The organism is Vibrio navarrensis (genome assembly GCF_000764325.1).
Taxonomy (GTDB): Bacteria; Pseudomonadota; Gammaproteobacteria; order Enterobacterales; family Vibrionaceae; genus Vibrio; species Vibrio navarrensis.
This window is the reverse complement of record NZ_JMCG01000001.1, coordinates 1,043,595-1,066,756: the sequence shown is the minus strand read 5'-3', so window position 1 is coordinate 1,066,756 and position 23,162 is coordinate 1,043,595. Positions and strand designations below refer to the sequence as shown.

The following is a 23,162-nucleotide window of genomic DNA, read 5'->3' as shown; positions in this document are numbered from 1 at the left end:
TGCGAACAATAGAAAAAAGCCTCCCGTAGGAGGCTTCAAATCACTGGTAGTAAATGGTGATTACGGTAGAACGACTTCTGATAGATCTTCGTTCACGCCGATGTTTTTCATCTCACCAGCAACAATTTCTGCGAGAGGGCCAAGGATAACTTGCAGGTTATTGGTACCCAGTTTGACCACACCCATTGCACCCAACGCTTTTAGTGTCTTCTCATCAATGATGCTCATGTCTTTAACTGACAAACGTAGACGAGTGATACATGCATCAATGTTTGTGAGGTTCTCATGGCCGCCCAATGCTTTTAGATACTGTTTTGCAAGTGCGTGAGACTCTTTCGCACCAGTCACTTTTGAAGCAGATGAACCTTCATCATCTTCACGACCCGGTGTTTTCAGGCCAAACTTCACGATCGCAGTGCGGAAAATGACATAGTACAGAGCAAAGAACACGAAGCCTTGAACAATCAGCATGTACCACTTGTTAGCTAGTGGGTTTTGCGCTGACAACACCATATCCACAAGACCAGCAGAGAAACCAAAACCAGCGGTCCAGTTCATCAGGTCAGCGATGTAAAGCGAGATACCAGTTAGCGCTGCGTGTACTACGTAAAGTACTGGAGCTAGGAACATGAACGAGAATTCTAGAGGCTCTGTCACACCAGTGAAGAATGATGCAAAGCCCGCCGCGATCATGATAGAAGCCACTTTCGCTTTGTTTTCTGGTTTCGCTGTGTGGTAGATAGCTAGAGCAGCACCAGGCAAACCGAACATCATTACAGGGAAGAAGCCAGCCATGTAGCGACCTGTTTCGCCGACAACACCGACACCTTTTTCAATTGCGTTTGGTGTCCACCAGTTACCTAAGTCGTTGATGCCTGCCATATCGAACCAGAATACCGAGTTCAGTGCGTGGTGAAGACCAACCGGGATCAGTAGACGGTTGAAGAAGCCATACAGACCAGAACCCACTTCGCCTAAACCTGTGATGCTTTCACCAAAGTGGATCAGACCGGAGAAAATCACTGGCCATAGGTACATTAGAACGAAAGAGAGCAGAATACCGGCAAAAGAGGTCAAGATTGGGACTAAGCGCTTACCTGAGAAGAAGGCCAGTGCTTTAGGCAGTTCAACTTGGTAGTAACGGTTGTAAAGTTCTGCCGCAACAATACCAGAAAGAATACCGATAAACTGGTTACCTACTTTAGCAAAAGCCAGTTTGGTTTCAGGGTCATCAATTGCCACCAAACCAATCGCTTCAACAGCTCCAGGGCTGAGAAGAGTGGTAATAACGGTATAACCGACAAAACCTGCCAGTGCGGCAGCGCCATCTTTATCTTTCGACATACCATAAGCAACACCGATGGCGAAAAGCACCGACATGTTATCAATGATCGCGGCACCCGCTTTAATCATAAATGCAGCAACAGCACTGTTTGCGCCCCAACCCGTTGGGTCTAACCAGTAACCTATACCCATTAATATTGCAGCGGCTGGCAATGTGGCAACAGGTACCATCAATGCCTTGCCTACTTTTTGAAAGTATCCAAGAATATTCACCTTAAGTTCCCCCTATAGGATTTTCATTTTTTCGGTCGACTTTTTTTAGTCATCCAATTTAGTCCTGTTCAGTTTATGACATTAATTTTGCTCCGCAAATTAAAACCTCATTGTTTGTGATCATAATCACCAGTTTTTGCCCTTCAAAAAGGATTTTGCTAGCGAGATCATAAAACTTATTTTATCATTCAAAAAAATGACGATTACGCGGTAAAATTCTACTGCGTCTCATGTGAAACCAACGGATTCAAATAGGATAAGTGACTAGATATAACTAGTAACTTCGTGTAGAAAAACAACCAATATAACCAAGCACATCCTAGCTTTATAGCCCGTTATCACTTTACCCATTTGCTCGAGACCAGCTTGCTGTTGCAACATTACTGGCTAATTCAGCGATACAAAGTAAGTCTCTGATTATCGGTGTAAACCTAAAAGAAAGATGCCAGTAGTGACCGAATTTCAATCTCAATTTGATAAGGATTAGCTGACCATGTATGCGCTAACTAACTGTAAAATTTATACAGGAAGTGATGTTCTGTCTGAACATGCACTTATCATCGACAACGGTTTAATCAAAGCTGTTTTACCCACCAGTGAATTGCCGCAAGAGATCGAACAGAAAGATCTCGCAGGCGCGAACGTCAGCCCAGGTTTTATCGATCTGCAATTAAACGGCTGCGGCGGTGTAATGCTCAATGATGAAATCACCGCGGACACCATGCAAATTATGCATAAAGCCAATCTGAAATCTGGCTGCACCAGCTTCCTACCGACTCTGATCACCTCCTCTGATGCGGACATGCGTGCTGCAATCACGGCCGCTCGCGACTACCACGCTCAGTACCAAAACCAGTCGCTGGGTTTGCACCTTGAAGGGCCTTATTTGAATGTCATGAAAAAGGGCATCCATAGCGTCGATTACATCCGCAATTCAGACAACGAGATGATCGACTTTATCTGTGCCAACGCGGACGTTGTCGCCAAAGTCACTTTAGCACCAGAGCTCAACGCTCCTGAGCACATCGAAAAGCTCACCCAAGCAGGGATCGTGGTGTCAATTGGCCACACCAATGCCACTTACACAGAAGCACGTAAGGGCTTTGAAGCTGGAATAACCTTCGCCACCCACTTATTCAATGCTATGACCCCGATGGTCGGACGAGAACCCGGCGTAGTCGGCGCGATCTACGACACCCCAGATGTTTATGCAGGTATCATCGCAGATGGCTTTCACGTCGATTACGCCAACATCCGAATTGCGCACAAGATCAAAGGGGAAAAACTAGTATTAGTGACCGATGCCACAGCTCCAGCAGGCGCTGACATGGATTACTTTATTTTTGTCGGCAAGAAAGTATATTACCGAGATGGTAAGTGTGTTGATGAAAATGGCACACTCGGCGGTTCAGCTTTAACCATGATCGAAGCGGTACAAAATACGGTTGAACACGTTGGAATCGCTTTAGATGAAGCTCTGCGCATGGCAACCCTCTATCCGGCAAAAGCAATTGGTGTAGATGATCGCCTAGGTCGTATTAAGAAAGGCATGATCGCTAACTTGGCGATTTTTGATAGAGACTTCAAGGTTAAAGCGACGGTTGTTAACGGACAATACGAGCAAAATTAGGCATGAATGGCGGACAGATAGGTAACGTAGATTTAGTAAAGCAGTTGAACAGCGCTGCTGTATATCGATTGATTGATCAACAAGGACCTATCTCTAGGATACAGGTGGCAGATGTAAGCCAACTTGCCCCAGCGAGCGTCACCAAAATCACCCGCCAACTGCTTGAGCGCGGCCTCATCAAAGAGGTCGCTCAACAAGCTTCAACCGGGGGAAGAAGAGCCATCTCCCTCACCACGGAAGTGAAACCATTCCACTCTGTTGCTGTTCGGCTAGGTCGAGATTACGTACAGTTCTGTTTGTACGATTTAGGCGGAACAGAACTTGCGAAAGATCAGCATGATTTACGCTACAAAAACCAATCTGACCTGATTGAGGGACTCATTGCCCTACTCAAAGATTTCATCAACAGTTGCCTAGATAGAATAGACCAACTGATTGCCATCGGTATTACTTTGCCCGGCTTGGTTAACCCAACCACAGGCGTGGTGGAATACATGCCAAATACCGATATCGACAACCTCGCGCTGGGTGAAATTGTACGTGAAAAATTTGGCATCGAGTGCTTTGTCGGCAACGACGTGCGCGGCATGGCGCTGGCTGAACATTATTTCGGCGCCAGTCAAGATTGTCAGGATTCCATTTTGGTCAGTGTCCACCGAGGAACAGGTTCAGGCATTATCGTCAACGGTCAGGTATTTTTAGGCTTTAACCGCAACGTCGGTGAAATCGGCCATATCCAGATCGATCCTCTGGGCGAACAGTGTCAATGTGGTAACTTTGGCTGCTTGGAAACCGTTGCAGCCAACCCAGCGATTGTGCAGAGAGTAAAAAAACTGCTCGCGCAAGGCTATGAATCCTCCCTATCAGAATTAGAGCAGATCACGATTCAAGACGTCTGTACACATGCGTTACAGGGCGATGAACTGGCAAAACAGAGTCTGGTCCGCGTAGGCAATCAGCTTGGTAAGGCGATCGCCATCACTGTCAACCTGTTTAACCCGCAGAAAATTGTTATCGCTGGCGACATTACCGCGGCACAAGAAATCCTGTTCCCCGCCATTCAGCGCAATGTCGAAAATCAATCGCTGAAAACCTTCCACAGTGGCTTACCCATCGTGGCCTCACTCATTGATAAGCAACCCACCATGGGCGCCTTTGCCATGATCAAACGCGCTATGCTCAATGGTGTTTTGTTACAAAAATTGTTAGGTGATTGATCTCGCTGTGATTCAATTAGTCACATAGGTTACAATACTGGGCTGTGGTTACACGGCCCTTTTATTTTTCAGGAACAAGTACGAACCCTATGGAACTGATACTGATCACCACCGCTTTCTTTGCCGGGTTCATCGCCCTTAAGTGCAAACTTCCGCCGCTAGTTGGCTTTCTACTCGCTGGCTTCGTTCTGCATTTTTTGGTTTTGAGAGTAATGACACCATTAGCACCTTAGCCGATCTTGGCGTAACGTTGTTGCTGTTCACTATCGGCCTCAAACTGGAGATTAAAACCCTGCTCTCTCGAGAGATCTGGGCTGGCGCAACCGTACATAATCTTTTATCGACTGCGCTATTCTCTCCCCCGCTTTTCTTGCCTTAAAGTTGCTCGGCGTTACTTCACTCGCTGGCATGACGACAGAGCACATTGTGCTACTCGCGTTTGCCCTTTCTTTCTCGAGTACCGTGTTTGCGGTGAAGTCGCTGCAAGAGAAAGGGGAAATGAATGCGACCTATGGCACCTTAGCCATCGGCATTTTGGTCATGCAGGACATTTTTGCGGTCATTTTTCTCACCGCATCGACGGGTAAACTGCCCCATTGGTATGCCATTGCCTTATTTGCTCTCCCCCTGCTGCGCCCAGTATTCTACAAAATACTTGACTGGGTTGGTCACGGTGAAATGCTGGTGCTGTTTGGTATATTCTTCGCCCTCGTTGCAGGCGCAGGGCTGTTCGAATTTGTCGGCATGAAACCGGATTTAGGCGCTTTGATCCTTGGGATGCTACTTGCCGGTCATACCAAAGCATCCGAGCTATCCAAATCACTATTCAATATGAAAGAGCTGTTCCTAGTCTGTTTCTTTCTCAACATCGGCTTATCGGCATCCATCAGTCTCTCCGGCGTCTCACTTGCTCTTTTGATGCTGCTGCTTTTGCCGCTCAAAGGCTTGCTCTATTTCCTAACCATCAACTATTTCAAGTTCCGCGTGCGTACATCCCTGCTCGCTTCGCTGGCGCTGTTTAACTACAGCGAATTTGGTCTGATTGTTGGCGGCCTAGCGTATAAAATGGGCTGGATGTCGAGCGATATTCTGGTCGCCTTGGCTGTCGCCGTCTCCCTCTCATTCATTTTGGCCGCGCCGCTTAGCAAAATGGGCCACCAAATCTACCTTCACTCGGGTAAGTGGTTACAAGAGCATGCGGCAGAGAAACTGAATCAGCGTGACCAACTGATCAACCCGGGGCATGCGCAAGTTTTGATCTTGGGGATGGGGCGCATCGGCACTGGGGCTTACGACGAACTACACGCACGCTATGGCAAAATCTGTCTTGGGGTTGAAGTTCGCGATGACGCCGCCGAGCGGCACCGTGAAGAGGGGCGCAATGTCATCGCAGGTGACGCCACCGATCCCGATTTCTGGGAAAGGATACTCGACACCACCAATGTGAAATTGGTGTTACTGGCGATGCCACACCACCAAGGTAACCAGACTGCACTCGCCCAACTCAAACGTCGCCGCTACTCTGGGCAAATCGCGGCAATCGCAGAATATAGCGACCAACTGCAAGTGCTTGAGGAAAGTGGGGTCGATGCTGCGTTTAACATCTACAACGAAGCCGGTAGCGGTTTTGCGCGCCATGTTTGCCAGCAACTTAAACCTCAGTTCACCGCCAACAAGTAATTGTGACCTCTCGATTAGCCCTCTTGATGAGGGCTTTTTGTTGACATTTTAAGCAAAAGCAGAATTTCATTTACTATTTGAGCGTTTTTGTTAAAAAAAATTCACCACAATCGCTTTTTGCTTATCTTTTTTATCAAGAAGAGTTGCTTTTTTTGATTAGGATGGCAAATTGACCTCATACCGTTAAAAAATATTCAGTTTGAAAAGGATGTTGTATGTGTTCAGTATTTGGCATTTTAGATATAAAAAGTGATGCAGCCGCGCTTCGCCCGATCGCGCTAGAGATGTCGAAAAAACTTCGCCACCGTGGCCCAGATTGGTCTGGTATTTACGCGTCTGAGCGCGCTATTTTGGCGCACGAGCGCTTGGCCATCGTCGGCCTCAACAGCGGCGCCCAACCACTTTACAGCCCAGACAAAAAACTCATCCTTGCGGTTAACGGTGAAATTTACAACCACAAAGAGATCCGCGCTCGCTACGAAGGTAAGTACGAGTTCCAAACCGACTCAGACTGTGAAGTGATTTTGGCCTTGTACCAAGACATGGGGGCTGATCTACTGGAAGAGCTCAATGGCATCTTTGCCTTTGTGCTTTACGACGAAGAGAAAGATCAATACCTGATTGGCCGTGACCATATTGGCATTATCCCTTTGTATCAAGGGCATGACGAACATGGCAACTACTACGTCGCCTCAGAGATGAAAGCACTAGTCCCTGTATGTAAAACTTTGAGCGAGTTTCCTCCTGGTAGCTACTACAGCTCAACTGATTCTGGCCCACAACGCTACTACATTCGTGACTGGAACGAATACGCAGCGGTTGAAAACAATGTGAGCAGCAAAGAAGAGTTGACCGAAGCTCTGGAAGCGGCGGTCAAACGTCAACTCATGACCGATGTTCCTTATGGGGTACTTCTGTCTGGCGGTTTAGACTCATCAGTCACCTCGGCAATTGCAAAACGATTTGCGGCAATGCGCATCGAAGATGACGAACAATCTGAAGCTTGGTGGCCGCAACTGCACTCATTTGCGATTGGCTTAGAAGGTGCCCCTGATCTTAAAGCTGCACGAGAAGTCGCCAACAAGATTGGTACCGTCCATCATGAGATGACTTACACCATCCAAGAGGGTTTGGACGCAATCCGTGATGTAATTTACCATATTGAAACCTACGACGTGACCACCATCCGTGCTTCAACACCCATGTTTTTGATGGGCAGAAAAATTAAAGCAATGGGGATCAAAATGGTTCTTTCTGGCGAAGGGGCTGACGAGATTTTTGGTGGCTATCTCTACTTCCACAAAGCACCAAACGCCAAAGAGTTTCATGAAGAGACCGTGCGTAAACTGTTAGCGCTTAACATGTTTGACTGTGCTCGCGCCAACAAATCGCTAGCGGCCTGGGGTGTCGAAGGTCGCGTTCCATTCTTGGACAAAGAGTTCATTGATGTGGCGATGCGTCTCAACCCTGCCGATAAAATGTGTGGCAACGGTAAGATGGAGAAGCACATTTTGCGTGAGTGCTTCCAACACTATCTACCCGATTCAATCGCATGGCGTCAAAAAGAACAGTTTTCTGACGGCGTGGGCTACAGCTGGATCGACACACTGAAAGAGACAGCGGAAGCCAAAGTCACTGACCAGCAGATGGAAACGGCGAAGTTCCGCTTCCCATACAACACGCCGACCACCAAAGAAGGTTACGTGTATCGCGAAATCTTTGAGGAGCTGTTCCCGCTCGCTTCAGCGGCAGAATGTGTTCCTGGCGGCCCATCGGTTGCTTGTTCTTCAGCAAAAGCGATCGAGTGGGATGAGTCGTTTAAAAACTGCGTTGACCCATCGGGTCGTGCCGTGAAAAACGTACATAACGACGCTTACAAAGGCTAAGACCAACAAGGCACCCTCGTGGTGCCTTGTTTTTTAGTTTGCTTATTTTTAGCGTGCAGGTCGTCATTTAGGGTTAACAACCCAGCTCAAGATCACTGTTACTGATGCTCACTGGCACCACTTGGGAGATCATTTTCACCAGCATGATTGACCGCGTTTCGCCGTCTTGTTCTTGGAAAATCGCATCAATGCCGGCAAACTGACCTTTCTTAACTCGAATCGACGCACCTGGACGTGGTAACGATTTAGCTTCGACGCACACGTCATTCTCTTTCTGATGCTCTTTAAGTTCAAAGATGAGATCACCCTGCAACTCTTTCGGTTGAGCGCCAAATCGGACAAAATCGACTACCCCGCGGGTTGAACGAACCGTGGTGAAGGTAGGGCCAAGCTCAAAATCAAATCGGACAAAAATATAAGACGGAAAAAGAGGTTCACTTTTTTTCTGCCTTTTGCCACGCAAAATTTTCTCGACCACTATTGTAGGGTAGAAACACTCCACTCCCTGATTTTCCAAATGCTGCTTAGCGCGCAGTTGCTCTCCGCGCTTACAGTAGAGTAAGTACCAACGTTTCATTCTAACTAGCCATCTGTATTTTTTCGTATCTTACCATTATCGCTTTCATAAACGTAAAGGGCCAGCTTATAACTCGCCAATCCGTGTACGTTGTCCAATAAATGTAAAGATTTCTTCTCAAAAATGAAATTTTAGTTTGTAGCACATAAACTACCGCAACAAAAAACAACAAACCTCTTTATTTACAGTCAATTGCCAATTGATATTTTGTTTTTGTTCATTTTTTAGCATTTGTATAAAAAGTTAACCGGAGGTATACGTTATCCCCAATAAAAATTTTAATGATTTGAAATAGCTTAATTTATGTCAACACAACACCAATATTTCGGCCATCCTCGTGGCCTATTTTTACTTTTCGGCACCGAACTGTGGGAACGTTTCTCTTACTACGCGATGCGTGCCATTTTGGTACTTTATCTCACTGATGCAACGATAAACGGTGGTATGGGCTGGAGCACGAAAGACGCGCTGGATCTGTACGGCATCTACACCGGGCTGGTGTACATTACCCCTCTGATTGGTGGCTATTTGGCTGACAATTTCTTGGGGCAACGACGCTCGATTTTAATCGGCGGAGCGCTGATGGCAATTGGCCAATTTACTCTGGCTCTCCCGGCAGATGTGCTCGGTTTTAGCGAGCTGCATACTTTTTACCTCGGCTTGGGTTTACTGATTTCAGGTAACGGTTTATTCAAACCGAATATCTCGACGATGGTTGGCTATCTTTATCGCGAAGGGGATAACCGCCGCGATGGAGCGTTCACTATTTTCTACATGGGCATCAACCTTGGCGCCTTGATTGCAGGCGTGGTGTCTGGTTCTGTCACCGAATCTTTTGGCTGGAAAGCGGGATTTGTCGCTGCGGGCATTGGTATGCTGATTAGCTTAGCGATGCAAATGACCTTTGCCCAATCTTGGTTAGGTGATATTGGTCGTGAACCTGCAGCAAAGCGCGATCTTAAGAACAAGCAGTCGGCACGTAAAGAGCCGTTGACCAAAGAAGAGGCGGATCGGATTAAAGTGATCCTCGTCATGAGCCTCTTTACCATTGTCTTTTGGGTCGGCTTTGAACAAGCCGGTGGCCTGATGAACATTTATACCCAGCAATATACTGACCGTATGATCGGCAGCTTTGAAGTGCCCGCGGCTTGGTTCCAGTCACTGAACCCGTTTTTCATCATTACCTTGGCTCCGCTCTTGGCTGTATTGTGGGTAAAAATGGGTAAACGAGAGCCGAACTCACCGAAGAAATTTGCCTTGGCGATGTTCTTCCTAGCGTTAGGCTTCTTATGTATGGTCGGCGCTGTGATTGAACAAGGAGGCGATACCAGCGTGAAAACGTCGATGCTCTGGTTGGTGGGTGCTTTCTTTTTCCATACATTGGGCGAGCTTTGTCTGTCACCGATTGGTCTGTCTTTGGTCACAAAACTGGCACCTCTACGCCTCGCTTCCTTAATGATGGGTGCGTGGTTTGGTTGTAACGCGATTGCCAACTACGTCGCAGGCTACGTCGGCTCACACGTTGGAGAACTTGGAGCGATGGCGATTTTCAGCGGCATCGCCGTGACAGCGACGATTTCCGGTACCATTCTGCTGCTGTTTTCAAATACCTTAGTGCGTTGGATGCATGGTGCGGAAACCACCAGCAGCAACGCTGAACAGCTTGAAGAACAGCAAGTTTCTATTGCGTAATCGCTTTTCCCACTAAAACTAAGGCCACATTCCGTGGCCTTATTGTTTTGTCCGCTATACTTGCGAATTGGGTAGATTGAGCAGCTCTACCATCATCTCAATATGTGCCTCTTCCGCATTTAGGCAAGGAATATAGGTAAAGCGCTCACCGCCCGCATGAAGAAAGCTCTCTTTTCCTTGTTCTGAAATCTCTTCTAAAGTTTCCAAGCAGTCTACGGAAAAAGCCGGAGTCAAGACATCCAAGGTTTTAACCCCTCTCCCTGGAAGCGCTTCTAGGGTTTTGTCCGTATAGGGTTGTAACCACTCCTCTCGACCAAAACGAGATTGATACGTCAAACCTATCTGCTCTTTGGTCAACCCCAACTCCAAACGCAGAAGCTCTGTCGTCATTTCGCAGTGTTGCGGGTAAATATCGCCGTTGTCGGCGTAGCGTTTCGGAATGCCGTGATAAGAGCAGAGCAAGTAGTCTCCGCGACCATTTTCCTGCCAAGATTGACGCACCGACTGAGCGAGAGCTCGGATGTAACTGGGGTGGTTGTGATAGTCGCGCACAAAATGAATGCTGGGTAGCAGCGCCATTTTAGCGAGTGCTTTACTGAGCGCATCGAAAGCCGCTGCCGTGGTGGTCGCAGAATATTGCGGGTACAGAGGTAACACCGTTATCTGCTCCACTCCTTGTTCCATTAGCCGGCTTATTCCGGTAGATATGCTAGGGTTGCCATAACTCATGCCCAGCTCAACTGGCAACCCCATACGCGCTTGCAAAGCTTGTTTTTGCTGCTGCGAGTAAACCATTAAGGGAGAGCCCTCTTCCATCCAGACCGATTGATACAACTTGGCCACTTTGGGTGAGCGGATGGGCAAAATGATGCCATGGAGAATCGGGCACCACAGCCAGCGGCTCATATCAACGACACGTTTATCATGCAAGAATTGACTCAAAAAGCGTTTCACGGCTGGTGCGGTCGCGTGATCTGGAGTTCCAAGGTTAACTAAAAGCACTCCGTGTTTTTTTGTGTTGTTCATAGCGTCTCTACGATAATGGCTGAGGAGTTTTATACGGCAATATGAATTCATCGATCAAAGCGAACGCCCTCGAAGTGTCATTCGCCCACCTCACGGTTAAAATGAGGTAACTCACTGATGAATCATAATAAAAAAGCGACCCTAAGGCCGCTTTCACTATAACAAACATTTTGCGATTATTGGTAATAGGTACGACCTATTATGCCAATGCCTTCTCGATATCAGCGCTCACTTCAGCAACTTGCTTCGTTCCGTCAAACTTGAGGTACTTGGTGTTGCCCGCTTCCGCTTCTTTGCCATAGTAAGCAATCAGTGGTGCTGTTTGCGAATGGTACACACCCAGACGTGCGCGGACCGTTTCTTCTTTATCGTCATCACGGACCACAAGATCTTCACCTGTGATGTCGTCTTTGCCTTCCACTTTTGGTGGGTTATAAACCACGTGGTAGGTACGGCCAGAAGGTAGGTGAGCGCGACGACCTGCCATACGTTCTACGATCACTTCATCCGCAACATCAAATTCGATCACGTAATCAACCGCGATACCCATCTCTTTTAAGCCATCAGCCTGAGGAATTGTGCGTGGGAAACCATCTAGCAAAAAGCCTTTTGCACAATCTTCCGCAGCAATGCGCTCTTTAATCAGGCCTAGAATGATTTCATCAGAAACTAGTTGACCAGCGTCGATCACAGCTTTTGCTTGTTTACCAAGCTCAGTACCTGCTTTGATAGCGGCACGTAGCATGTCACCAGTAGAGATTTGTGGAATACCATACTTCTCCATGATGAATTGAGCCTGCGTGCCTTTACCTGCACCTGGAGCACCTAGAAGAATGATGCGCATGTTGAATCCTCTTTCGATTATGATGATTTATACCGAAGCTCACTATGTCAGTGACGTGGTCGACGAGCGAAGCGATAAAGAGTAAAAACGAGTCTAGCTTGACTCGTTGAAATCCCTAACCAGTCCGATGCCACAAGCTCACGGTAAGTTTCGGTATAATTGCTTTTATAGTTAACAACAAAACAGGCGTGCACCTTACACGCCTGTTTATTTCGTTTCAAGTCTGCATTCTACCACACAATATTGTTCTCAAGCGCGAATTAAGACTAAAGAATGCTCAAGTACTCACACTTCACGCCATCGATCAACAAACTGTTGCAAAATGAATGCAAATGCACGCAAAAAGAGCATAAGTAGCGACTTTTCGCGGCAAACGTTATTAGCCCTTAGTCAAAAGCGTGTTGATCGCCCCCAAGAATTGGCTTGGATCTTCCATCGAGCCACGCTCAGCAAGCATTGCCTGCCCCAGCAGTACTTCAACCCAGCGACCAAATGCCTCTTCATCCGCTTCATCGGCCATGCGCTGTACTAGGGCATGATTTGGGTTCAGTTCAAAGATGTACTTCACTTCAGGCACCGCTTGACCGGCAGCAGCGAGTAACTTCGCCATTTGCGTACCCATTTCGTAGTCGTCGGTGACAACGACCGCTGGCGTGTTGGCTAGCTTGAAGGTCGTACGTACCTCTTTGACGCGCTCACCCAAGTAGTTTTTAGTTCGCTCAACCACCGACTTGAACTCTTCTTCCGTCTCTTTCTGCTTTTCCTTCTCTTGCTCGTCTTCGAACTTGCTGAGATCAAGGCCCGCTTTGGTGATCGATTGGAACTGCTTGCCATCAAACTCAGTTAGGTAGTTCATCAACCACTCATCGATGCGATCAAACATCAGAATAACTTCAATACCTTTGGCTTTAAACTGCTCCAAGTGTGGGCTGTTCTTCGCCGCCGCGTAGCTATCCGCCGTCAGGTAGTAAATCTTGTCTTGACCTTCTTTCATACGGGCAACGTAAGATTCAAGCGAGACGCTTTGCTCAGCAGAGTCAACTTCAGTCGAAGCAAAACGCAATAGCGCGGCAATTTTCTCTTTGTTGGCAAAGTCTTCTGCTGGGCCTTCTTTCATCACCAAGCCAAACTCTTTCCAAAAACGCTGATACTTATCAGCATCATTTTTCGCCATACGTTCTAGCATTGTGAGCACTCGCTTGGTACAAGCGTTGCGCAGTGATTGGGTGACTTTGTTGTCTTGCAAAATTTCGCGCGACACGTTGAGCGGCAGATCGTTTGAATCAATCAAGCCACGCACAAAACGTAGGTATGACGGCATAAACTGTTCTGCGTCATCCATGATAAACACCCGCTGAACATACAATTTCAAACCGGACTTATGGTCACGATTCATCATATCCCAAGGCGCTTTAGCAGGAATATAAAGCAAACTGGTGTAATCGTTTTTGCCTTCGACGCGGTTGTGACTCCAAAGCATCGGATCGGCAAAATCGTGAGAAACGTGTTTGTAAAACTCTTGGTACTCTTCATCAGTGATGTCGGCTTTGTTACGCGTCCAAAGCGCTTGTGCCTTGTTGATCTGCTCCCATTGAACTTGGTCGGTTTCTTTGCCCTCTTCATCACGAACCTTGGTTTGAATCGAAACCGGGATGCCGATATGGTCGGAATATTTGCTCACCACATCACGTAGGCGCCACTCATTCAAGAACTCTTTGCCATCTTCGCGCATGTGCAGAATGATGTCCGTGCCGCGCGATTCTTTGTGAATGTCTTCGATGGTGTACTCACCTTCTCCCGCAGAGTGCCACATCACCGCTTCATCAGCAGACAACCCAGCCGCACGAGTACGCACCGTCACCGCGTCAGCGACGATAAACGCCGAGTAGAAGCCAACGCCGAACTGGCCGATCAATTGCGACTCTTTTGATTGCTCTTGTGAGAGCTTAGAGAAAAATTCCGCTGTACCTGATTTCGCAATGGTTCCGAGATGAGAGATCACCTCCTCGCGGCTCATACCAATCCCGTTATCAGAGATGGTAAGTGTGTTGTTTTCAACATTAAAAGAGAGCTTCACGCCAAGGTCTGCATCACCTTGATAAAGATCGGGATCAGAGAGGGCCTGAAAGCGTAACTTATCCGCCGCATCTGATGCATTTGAGATTAACTCGCGTAAAAAGATCTCTTTGTTGGAATACAGAGAGTGGATCATTAGATGAAGAAGCTGTTTTACTTCTGACTGAAAGCCACGAGTTTCTTTGTTGTTTGCTACGTTTGTCTCGCTCATTTTCACTCCAATGTAACTTTAAACAGTATTAACGACTAAATAGGTTGATTGTACATCTTGGATGTTCTGCCACTTAACATGTGGCTGACAAATGTAAATTCAAGGTCAATTGTGGGGAAAACGCTGTTTTTTTGCATAAATTTAATTATCCTATCCGCATGCATACGGAAACATTAACATTGCTAATGCAACCATTAGCGCACCAAATAAACATAAGATATTGAAAAATAAAAACATAATATAAGAAGAATGTCATGAGTCATATCGGCACTAAGTTTGTTATCGCACAACGGTTCGTTTTTGATCCGAACAGCAATACATTACTTGATCAAGATTTCAGCAACGAAATCGTACGACTGGGCAGTAATGAAAGTCGTATTCTGCTGATGTTGGCAGAGAGACCAAATGAAGTTTTAAGTCGCAACGAGTTGCATGAGTTTGTCTGGCGTGAGCAGGGTTTCGAAGTGGATGATTCTAGCTTGACCCAAGCTATTTCTACTTTGCGTAAAATGCTCAAAGATTCCACTAAATCGCCTGAATTTGTGAAAACGGTGCCAAAGCGCGGCTATCAGCTCATCTGTGCGGTGGAGAGAATTAACCCTTTACTGTCAGACAAGTCGAGCAGCATTGAGGAAGCATCTGAAGCTGACGCCCCTGGTAGCGAAGATATTGAAATAGTGTCAGACGACTACGCCAGCGACTTAATAGAAGTCGAAACTCTCAATCACCAAGAGCCAATGACGGCGCCAAAAACCCGTTGGTACATCATCGCCATGTGGCTATTTTCCATCTTGCTGCCAATAAGTGTGATGTTGTTTACCAATCCTGCTGAATCTAAATTCCGGGTATTGGCGAAGGTGGGCGCCATTCAAGTACTGACCCCGATTAACCATCCTCCGTTGCAGGCTTGGTTACCGTCCATTGAACAGTGCGTGAATAAATATGCAGAAGTTCACCTCGGTGAATCGACGCCGGTGAAAGTCATTGCAACGGGTGGACAAAACAATCAACTGACGCTGAACTACATTCATAACCTCAACCATTCTAGTGAAAACATTACGTTGAGAATTGTGGCCGAACAAAATGACCTTGGTTCCATTTGTAAATGATGAGGACGCGCATGAAAATTAAAATCGCCTCTCTACTTTTGGTGGCTTCAACGCTCTTCAGTGCTTGGCTTTACTGGGGAAGTGATCTGAAGGTCGAACAGATCCTCTCCGCCAATGAGTGGCAGTCCAATATGGTCACAGTGATCAATGATGAGCTCAACCCCGATGGCACGGTTGGCCCTTTACGCAAGGTGACTGTCACATCAAATGTGAAATATTTGCCAAATGGCAACTACATTCGCGTTGCGATGCTCAAGCTGTTTTCACATGAATCTTCTCAAGAAGTCACCATCAGCATTTCCGAATCGGGGCAATGGGATGTGAGCGATAATTACTTGCTGGTCACGCCGAAAGAGTTTAAAGACATCTCATCGTCTAAAAACCAAGATTTCTCAGAAGCACAACTGAAAGTGATCACCAAAGTGTTCAAAATGGACGCGCAGCAAAGCCGGAGAATTGACATCGTCAACGAAAAAACGCTGCTTTTAACCAGCCTGAATCACGGCTCAACCGTGCTATTCTCGAACTAATCAACCAAGGGAGGTAACACTCCCTTTTTAGTGAATTCAATGGATTGGATTAACACCGCTTTGCTTTTTTGGGGCTCACTAGTGGCCAACACTCTCGCCTCGGTTTCTGGGGGCGGCGCTGGTCTATTGCAGTTCCCCCTCCTAATTTTCATGGGGCTTCCCTTTGCAATTGCTCTTGCTACCCACAAACTTGCCAGCGTGGCGCTCGGTTTAGGCGCAGCCTTTACTCACTTACGTTCAGGTTCACTTAATGGCAAGGTTATCGTTTATCTGGTTTTAACAGGCAGTATTGGCGTAGTCACGGGCGCGAATTTGGTCATGCTTATCCCAGAGAAAACCGCCCAAATGCTGCTTGGTTTGATGATATTGGCGCTAGGCCTCTATTCACGAGTTAAAAAGCAACTCGGCCAGAGTGAACAAGCCAATCATAGAGATATGCATGGATGGCTGATCGGCGGCATAGTGATGGTTTTGATTGGCGTCATTAATGGCTCCTTAACTGCAGGATCAGGATTACTGGTGACGCTCTTTTTGGTACGCTGGTTTGGTTACAGCTACAAACAAGCCGTCGCATTGACAATGATTTGCGTCGGTTTATTCTGGAACGGTATCGGAGGTTTGGCCGTTGTAGAAGCTGGTGCTCCCGTTCATTGGCCTTGGTTGCCTGTGCTGTTATTGAGCTCCTTCCTCGGGGGCGGTTTGGGCGCTTGGATAAGCCAGAGACTTAGCAATAACGTGGTCAAAATCGCCTTTGAAGTGCTCACGTTCGCCGTTGGTTTAAAATTGTTGTTTTAAAGGAAAAGTATGACAAAAGCGAAAATCGACATCTATTATTGCCGTCAGTGCAATTGGATGCTCCGCTCCGCTTGGTTGGCGCAAGAACTGCTGCACACCTTCAGTGAAGAAATTGAGACGGTCAGCCTTCACCCAGATACAGGTGGCCGGTTTGAAATTTTCTGTAATGATGTGTCCATTTGGGAGCGCAAAGCAGATGGTGGATTTCCTGAGGCCAAAGTGCTGAAACAAAAAGTCCGAGATAGAATTGATCCAGAAAGAGATTTGGGCCACTCAGACAGAAACTAAAGGCAGCCAAGCTGCCTTTTTCACTTTCTCACATCGTGGTTGCAAGCAGAGTTTCACCGCTCAGTGCAATCACTGACCAAGTGCCCGAGTCATACACCCCATAACTGGCCGGTTTGCCCTCTCTTGGGAAAGTCACCGAGCCGGGATTAAAGATAAGATTCCCCTCTTCCCATTGTGCTACGGCAATATGCGTGTGGCCATGCACCAATACATCCCCGGCGCACAACACTGGTTTTTGTTTGGCATGGTATTTATGGCCGTGAGTGAGGAATACCTTACGCCCAGGTTCAAGCAAAACCCAGGCGTAATCCATCATCATCGGAAACGACAGCAACATTTGATCGACTTCGCTATCGCAATTTCCACGCACGGCAATAATCTTATCGGCGTACTCATTGAGCAGTCGCGCCACTTCTGGCGGATTGTAGGCGCGCGGAATCGGATTTCTCGGCCCATGATTTAATAGATCGCCCAACAAGATCAAATGCTCAGCACCGGAGTTTTCAAAGCATGTCAACATCGCTTTGGTGGCCTCAAGACAGCCATGCAGATCAGAAGCAAAAAACAGTTTCACAACATTTCCCCTTATTTCATCAGGGTATTGTACGTTTAAGATTCTTGCTCGTCATCCCGAGCCATGCCATTCATGACGATGTTGTTGTAACTGACCATGCCAATCAGTTTGCCATTTTCAATCACTGGGGCACGGCTGATGCCAAAACGTTCAAACAAACGCGCGCAGTATTTGACGTTCATATCTGGCGAGACGCACAACGCGGGTTTGGTCATGATCTCATAGATATTGGTTCGATGCGGCGAACGATTTTTTGCCAACACTTTTTTCGCAATATCGTTCATCAAAACAATCCCATACTCATCATCTTGGTGGCGTTTGTCGACCACTAACGCTTTCACCTGATGTTTCCTTGCCAGTGTGATACCTTCATGCACTGTGGTCAGACCGTCGACCATCACATACATGTTAGCCATCACATCCCGCACTTGAATTCTGTCATGACTGTTCATAGTTCGTCCTCTACCACTTTGGTTAACTTGGCAACCTGATGGGCAACACCCACCGCATCCTCGATGTCAATTTGGATGGCGATGCCCTGCCCCGACTCCACATCAAACTCTCCGACGTCGCTAATTGTCTCGAGAATATGGCGAGACAGATGCTCTTCCACCACAAAAAGTAATACGTCCTTTTGTACTTCTAACGTCAAGCCAAAGAAGGTCCGTTTTTGATTTAACCCTTGACCGCGCGCATTATTAATTACAGTCGCGCCTGCCTCACGCGCAGCATCCAACACAATGTCTGTTTTGCTGTCTTCAACAAACGCCAGAATCAGTTTAAAGCGCATTTTCATTCTCCTTTGATACTTGCCGACGATTCAGCCACTGTGTGATTTGCGCGTACCCCATCACTGAGATAATGGGAAATAAGCTGGCAAAAGCAATCCGTCGATGAGCGGATTGCGACCGGGAACGGTGGAAGCAAGCCCAAGCCCCAGCGCCGTCACTAGCGGAACCGTAACTGTCGAGGTCGTCACCCCTCCAGAATCATAAGCCAGAGGGACAATCAATCGCGGAGCAAAGTAAGTTTGAATGACAACCAAGATGTAGCCGACAATGATGTAATAATGAATGGGATCGCCAACAACAATACGGTAGCTGCCAAGCGCGATGCCCACAGCAACCCCGAGTGCCACGGCCACTCTCAGACCAGTAACGCCGATACTGCCACCGGATACTTGATTGGCTTTGATTGCCACAGCAATCAACGAGGGCTCCGCCACCGTAGTACTAAAACCAATGAAAAAGGCGAACAGATAAACCCAGTAGTAGTCGAACCATTCCAGTTGGCTGCCTAAGCTAATACGCACTTGAGTCAAAAAGTGTGTTGCTGTGAGCTGACTTGCCATGGTTTCTCCCAGCGGAAAAAGCGCGAGTTCAAGGCCCATAAGAAACAGTGCCAACCCCAAGATAACGTAGAGAAAACCAAGCAATACTTTCAGCGGATTGTGGATCGGCTTGCGCAACACAGCAAACTGAAAACCAAACAAAATGGCCGCAATCGGCATCACATCGACCACCGTACTGAGCAAGGTATCGAAAAAATGGCTCAACTCCATCATGTCACCACCATGCCGTAAATCATGACGAAGATCATCGGTAGCAAAGAGGCGAAAGCAATCAAGCCAAATCCGTCTAACATCGGGTTGCGCCCTTTAATCGCCGAAGCTAAACCCACTCCCAGCGCCGTCACGAGTGGCACGGTAATGGTCGACGTGGTCACGCCGCCAGAGTCATAGGCAATCCCAACGATGTTTTCTGGCGCGAAGCCAGTAAGAATCACCACAATGACGTAACCACCGATAATCACATAGTGGATCGGCCAGCCCTTCAGGATTCTGAGCACGCCTAGCACAATCGCCACCCCCACCGATAAGGCCACGGTGATCCTCAATCCATTGGCGTAGCTATCCATGGCGTATTGGTCCTCCGCTATCACTCCCCCTTCCGCCGCAACTTGAGCGGCTTCGTCCGCCACGGCAGTCAATGCTGGCTCTGCGATAGTCGTGCCGAATCCCAAACAAAAAGAGAAGACGAACAGCCAAAACAGGCTGCCTTTGCGTGCAAATGCCTGTGCCATCGACTCGCCGATGGGAAAGAGCCCCATTTCTAAACCGAAAATAAAGAAGGTTAAACCGAGGATAACCAACACCAAGCCAGAAACGATGGCCATCAAGTTTGGTAATGGTTGCTGCAATACCACCAGCTGAAAGAAGGCAATCACCACAACAATTGGCAACAGATCTCGGGCACTGGCGGCAAAGGCGCGCAAAAGAGCAAGCATGGCGGACATCATGCAATCTTCCCTTCAACATGGTGGTTACTTGTAATAATTGCAGATAATTTTGCTTGGTGATGTAACTTGACTTTCGAGCGATGTCACATCTTGTTACCTTTTATTAAAACTGTGACTGAGCTCTGAACGAAAATGAAATGAATCAATGACCTGTCTTGGAGTTGGCTGCGTATTTCACTCTGCCATATACTAACAACAGCATGGAGGGGCACATGAAGATACTATTGACTGGTGGAACGGGTTTTATCGGCTGCGAACTGCTCAAGATATTGAGTGAACATCAAATCGTATTGTTGACCAGAGACACGATTGCCGCCAAGCAGCGGCTGCATTTCGCTGACCGAGGTAACATCACTTACTTGTCTCATTTAGATGAGCTGCATGATCTGAACGACGTTGATGCCGTGATTAACCTCGCGGGGGAACCTATCGCGGATAAACGCTGGACCAAGTCACAAAAGCAGATCATTTGTCAAAGCCGTTGGCAACTGACCGAGAAATTGGTGGCACTCATTCACGCCAGTACCAAACCGCCCGCCGTGTTCATCAGTGGCTCTGCCGTGGGCTATTATGGCGACCAGCAAGCACATCCCTTCGATGAGAGTTTGCACGTGCATAGCCAGAGTTTCACCCATACCGTGTGTGAACGTTGGGAACAGATTGCCAAGCGAGCCCAATCAGAACAAACCCGCGTTTGTTTGTTGCGTACGGGCGTGGTGCTGGGCTTAGGCGGAGGTGCGCTGGCTAAAATGCTGCTACCATACCGTCTGGGTTTAGGTGGGCCAATTGGCAATGGACAGCAATACCTGCCATGGATTCATCTGCAAGACATGGTCCGAGCGATTGTCTATTTACTTGAGACTCCTCATGCGCAGGGCGCATACAACCTCAGCGCACCTCATCCGGTGACCAACAAGGTTTTCAGCGAAACTCTCGCCAGAACGTTAGGTCGCCCCCATCTGCTGATGACACCGGAATGGGCAATCAAACTCCTGATGGGAGAATCCGCCTGCCTTCTACTCGATAGTATCCGCGCTAAACCGAAAAAGCTGACAGAACTTGGATTTACCTTCCATTATTCGCGCGTTGAACTGGCGCTAAAATGTCTATTACATAGCGAAAACTAACTAAGAGAAAAACAAGGAAACGAAATGACCAAATCGGTATTAATCACTGGCTGCTCCAGTGGTATTGGCTATGTTTGTGCCCACGCCCTTCAAGCACAGGGCTTTAACGTGATAGCCTCCTGCCGAAAAGAAGAGGATGTCATCAGGCTACGCCAAGAAGGTTTGACCTGTATTCAGTTGGATCTTGCTGATAGCCAAAGCATTACCCGTGGAGTAGAACAAACCTTAGCACTCACTAATGGAGAGTTGTACGGGCTATTTAACAACGGTGCCTATGGACAACCCGGCGCGCTGGAAGATCTCCCCACCGACGCACTGCGTGAACAATTTGAGAGTAATTTTTTTGGATGGCATCAACTGGTACGAGAAGTCTTGCCGATTATGAGGCAGCAAAATGAAGGGAGAATCATCCAGAACAGCTCCGTGCTCGGCTTTGCCGCAATGAAATACCGTGGAGCCTATAACGCATCTAAGTTTGCTATTGAAGGTTGGACAGATACCTTACGCCTAGAGCTATACGGCAGCAATATCCACATTGCTCTACTTGAACCTGGCCCGATCGAGACTCGCTTTCGACAAAATGCACTCGCCGCTTTTATGAAATGGATTGATATTGAGAACAGTCCGCATAAAGAACACTATCTTGCCCAGCGCAGCCGCTTAGAAAATGAGACCTCTAGCAACCGTTTTGTTTTACCAGCACAATCCTGCGTTGCGCCTGTGCTGCACGCACTCTCCAGCTCAAAACCAAAAATTCGCTACCGAGTCACCACGCCAACCGTTCTATTTGCGTATCTTAAACGGCTTCTTCCTGCTCGCTGGATGGATGAGATTTTGAGGCGCGCCGCATAACCAATGCAAGAACTGTAATTTTCTCGTAACAATGTGGTGATATCTTGTTCAGCGTGACAAAACCAAAGTCAACTTTCACCTAATCTACGCATATAAGACATGTTTCAATATGACACTAAATCAACTTAACTGGTTGAGTGTAGGTGTGGTGCTGACAATATTTCTTCTTATTTAGGCACTTTCGCTTGCCACGCCACTAAACGCTGCTCCATGCAGCGTTTTGTTTTTACGCTTGAAAATACGCGCTAACTCCCCCATATCTTGCAAAGCCGTTATACATTCAACAAGGATCCTGACATGCACTCCCCTTTTATTGTTGATATCAACGAACAAAATTTTCGTGAAATCCTAGAGCGCTCAGCGCAGACACCGATTTTGATTCATTTCTGGGCGAATGCGTATCCAGAGAGTACCGAGATACTGCCCGCTCTGCGCCAGTTGGCCCAGAAATATCAAGGGGCTTTTACCTTAGCGCTGCTGGACTGCCAAGCACAGGGGCCGATTGCTGCTCAATTCGGTGTGCAGGTATTACCCACTATCGCTCTGTTTATTAATGGCCAAGCGGTCGATGGCCTTGGCGGTGCTCAATCTATTGAGGCGATTCAGGCAATGCTCGGCAAGCATCTTCCCTCCGCAGAGGAGCTCGCACTACAGCAAGCCATCGAAGAGATGCAAAACGGTTTGTATCCACAAGCACTAAATACTTTGCGTGCATTGCCAATGGAACTACAACAACGTGGTGACGTTAAACTGGCCATGGCAGACTGCCTGCTGGAAGCGAATCAGGCAGAGGCAGCCGAACAACTGCTGTCATCCATTCCGCTTGAATACCAAGACAACTATTTCAAAGGCTTACAAGCAAAATTAGAGTTGCAAAAGCAAGCTGCTAATAGCCCTGAAATTCAAAAACTCGAACTTGACTATCAAAATGATCCAACAAACCACACGCTTGCCTGTGAGCTAGCGGTGCAATACCAACACGTAGGACGTGAGGAAGAGGCGTTGGAGATACTATGGAACCTATTGAAAACCAACCTCAATCTTGGTGATGGCGGGGTGAAGAAAACGTTTATGGACATCCTCTCTGCACTTGGACAAGGTAATGCGATATCCAGCCGCTATCGTCGCCAGCTTTACTCGATCCTCTACTAAATTAGCTCTTACTTACTAAAGTTAAATCAATAATTTACAGC

At 47.4% G+C, this 23,162-nt stretch carries 20 protein-coding genes and 2 pseudogenes; 12 read left to right on the top strand and 10 right to left on the bottom strand.

Annotation, left to right across the window (positions count from 1 at the left end; all coding sequences use genetic code 11):
• Positions 1–60 precede the first annotated feature (60 nt).
• Positions 61–1,557: an N-acetylglucosamine-specific PTS transporter subunit IIBC gene (gene nagE / locus EA26_RS04850; protein ID WP_039424774.1), complete on the bottom strand. Its 1,497-nt coding sequence runs from the start codon at positions 1,555–1,557 to the stop codon at positions 61–63.
• Positions 1,558–2,050: 493 nt separating this feature from the next.
• On the opposite strand from nagE, the gene nagA reads away from it, so the two are divergent.
• The 4 genes and pseudogenes from nagA (at position 2,051) to asnB (ending at position 7,970) form a co-directional block, all read left to right on the top strand.
• Positions 2,051–3,187, top strand: a complete 1,137-nt coding sequence (gene nagA / locus EA26_RS04845) for an N-acetylglucosamine-6-phosphate deacetylase (RefSeq protein WP_039424771.1) — start codon at positions 2,051–2,053, stop codon at positions 3,185–3,187.
• Positions 3,188–3,189: 2 nt separating this feature from the next.
• Entirely contained in the window at positions 3,190–4,404 is a 1,215-nt protein-coding gene (gene nagC / locus EA26_RS04840) for a DNA-binding transcriptional regulator NagC (RefSeq protein ID WP_039424769.1), read from the top strand.
• An 89-nt stretch (positions 4,405–4,493) separates the two neighbouring features.
• Positions 4,494–6,084: pseudogene (locus tag EA26_RS04835) on the top strand (cation:proton antiporter domain-containing protein).
• A 215-nt stretch (positions 6,085–6,299) separates the two neighbouring features.
• Positions 6,300–7,970, top strand: coding sequence for an asparagine synthase B (asnB, locus tag EA26_RS04830; protein ID WP_039424766.1), 1,671 nt, complete (start codon positions 6,300–6,302; stop codon positions 7,968–7,970).
• Between the two features lie 73 nt (positions 7,971–8,043).
• Here asnB and rfaH read toward each other — a convergent pair whose 3' ends face one another.
• The gene (rfaH, locus tag EA26_RS04825) at positions 8,044–8,547 is read right to left on the bottom strand and encodes a transcription/translation regulatory transformer protein RfaH (protein ID WP_039424764.1); all 504 of its coding nucleotides are present in this window, start codon (positions 8,545–8,547) and stop codon (positions 8,044–8,046) included.
• A 303-nt stretch (positions 8,548–8,850) separates the two neighbouring features.
• Here rfaH and EA26_RS04820 point away from each other — a divergent pair, with 303 nt between their 5' ends.
• On the top strand, positions 8,851–10,239 hold the full coding sequence (locus EA26_RS04820) for a peptide MFS transporter (RefSeq protein WP_039424763.1): 1,389 nt from the start codon (positions 8,851–8,853) through the stop codon (positions 10,237–10,239).
• A 54-nt stretch (positions 10,240–10,293) separates the two neighbouring features.
• Here the strand turns inward: EA26_RS04820 and hemH are convergent, their stop codons facing one another.
• From hemH to htpG, 3 genes are all read right to left on the bottom strand, one after another.
• Positions 10,294–11,265, bottom strand: a complete 972-nt coding sequence (gene hemH, locus EA26_RS04815; RefSeq protein WP_039424761.1) for a ferrochelatase — start codon at positions 11,263–11,265, stop codon at positions 10,294–10,296.
• A 199-nt stretch (positions 11,266–11,464) separates the two neighbouring features.
• A complete protein-coding gene (gene adk / locus EA26_RS04810; RefSeq protein ID WP_039424758.1) occupies positions 11,465–12,109 on the bottom strand; it encodes an adenylate kinase in 645 nt (214 codons plus the stop codon).
• 379 nt (positions 12,110–12,488) lie between these two features.
• A complete protein-coding gene (gene htpG / locus EA26_RS04805; protein WP_039424757.1) occupies positions 12,489–14,396 on the bottom strand; it encodes a molecular chaperone HtpG in 1,908 nt (635 codons plus the stop codon).
• Positions 14,397–14,650: 254 nt separating this feature from the next.
• Here htpG and EA26_RS04800 point away from each other — a divergent pair, with 254 nt between their 5' ends.
• From EA26_RS04800 to EA26_RS04785, 4 genes are read left to right on the top strand one after another with little or no spacing between them, the layout of a single operon-like run.
• Positions 14,651–15,505, top strand: a complete 855-nt coding sequence (locus EA26_RS04800; RefSeq protein ID WP_039424753.1) for a winged helix-turn-helix domain-containing protein — start codon at positions 14,651–14,653, stop codon at positions 15,503–15,505.
• Positions 15,505–16,035 (top strand): regulatory protein ToxS, encoded by a 531-nt coding sequence (locus EA26_RS04795; RefSeq protein WP_152593709.1) that lies wholly within the window; start codon positions 15,505–15,507, stop codon positions 16,033–16,035. Before EA26_RS04800 ends, EA26_RS04795 begins: the two co-directional genes overlap by 1 nt.
• Positions 16,036–16,074: 39 nt before the next feature.
• Entirely contained in the window at positions 16,075–16,830 is a 756-nt protein-coding gene (locus tag EA26_RS04790; protein WP_039424747.1) for a sulfite exporter TauE/SafE family protein, read from the top strand.
• Positions 16,831–16,839: 9 nt separating this feature from the next.
• Positions 16,840–17,118: an Rdx family protein gene (locus EA26_RS04785; protein WP_039424744.1), complete on the top strand. Its 279-nt coding sequence runs from the start codon at positions 16,840–16,842 to the stop codon at positions 17,116–17,118.
• Between the two features lie 28 nt (positions 17,119–17,146).
• Here the strand turns inward: EA26_RS04785 and yfcE are convergent, their stop codons facing one another.
• The 5 genes and pseudogenes from yfcE to EA26_RS04760 form a co-directional block, all read right to left on the bottom strand.
• Positions 17,147–17,692: a phosphodiesterase gene (gene yfcE / locus EA26_RS04780; protein WP_039424741.1), complete on the bottom strand. Its 546-nt coding sequence runs from the start codon at positions 17,690–17,692 to the stop codon at positions 17,147–17,149.
• A 35-nt stretch (positions 17,693–17,727) separates the two neighbouring features.
• Positions 17,728–18,144 (bottom strand): CBS domain-containing protein, encoded by a 417-nt coding sequence (locus EA26_RS04775; protein ID WP_039424738.1) that lies wholly within the window; start codon positions 18,142–18,144, stop codon positions 17,728–17,730.
• On the bottom strand, positions 18,141–18,482 hold the full coding sequence (locus tag EA26_RS04770; protein WP_039424735.1) for a P-II family nitrogen regulator: 342 nt from the start codon (positions 18,480–18,482) through the stop codon (positions 18,141–18,143). Before EA26_RS04770 ends, EA26_RS04775 begins: the two co-directional genes overlap by 4 nt.
• A pseudogene (locus tag EA26_RS04765) lies at positions 18,472–19,256 on the bottom strand (DUF1538 domain-containing protein). Before EA26_RS04765 ends, EA26_RS04770 begins: the two are co-directional and overlap by 11 nt.
• Complete coding sequence (locus EA26_RS04760; protein WP_039428775.1) at positions 19,253–19,987, bottom strand: DUF1538 domain-containing protein; 735 nt, start codon at positions 19,985–19,987, stop codon at positions 19,253–19,255. The pseudogene EA26_RS04765 and the gene EA26_RS04760 overlap by 4 nt, the downstream one beginning before the upstream one ends.
• Before the next feature lie 215 nt (positions 19,988–20,202).
• Between EA26_RS04760 and EA26_RS04755 the strand changes: the two genes are divergently transcribed.
• From EA26_RS04755 to EA26_RS04745, 3 genes are all read left to right on the top strand, one after another.
• The gene (locus EA26_RS04755; protein ID WP_039424723.1) at positions 20,203–21,117 is read left to right on the top strand and encodes a TIGR01777 family oxidoreductase; all 915 of its coding nucleotides are present in this window, start codon (positions 20,203–20,205) and stop codon (positions 21,115–21,117) included.
• A gap of 24 nt (positions 21,118–21,141) precedes the next feature.
• Positions 21,142–21,969 (top strand): SDR family oxidoreductase, encoded by an 828-nt coding sequence (locus tag EA26_RS04750; protein ID WP_039424706.1) that lies wholly within the window; start codon positions 21,142–21,144, stop codon positions 21,967–21,969.
• Positions 21,970–22,266: 297 nt separating this feature from the next.
• Entirely contained in the window at positions 22,267–23,121 is an 855-nt protein-coding gene (locus EA26_RS04745; protein ID WP_039424694.1) for a co-chaperone YbbN, read from the top strand.
• The last annotated feature ends 41 nt before the right edge of the window (positions 23,122–23,162 follow it).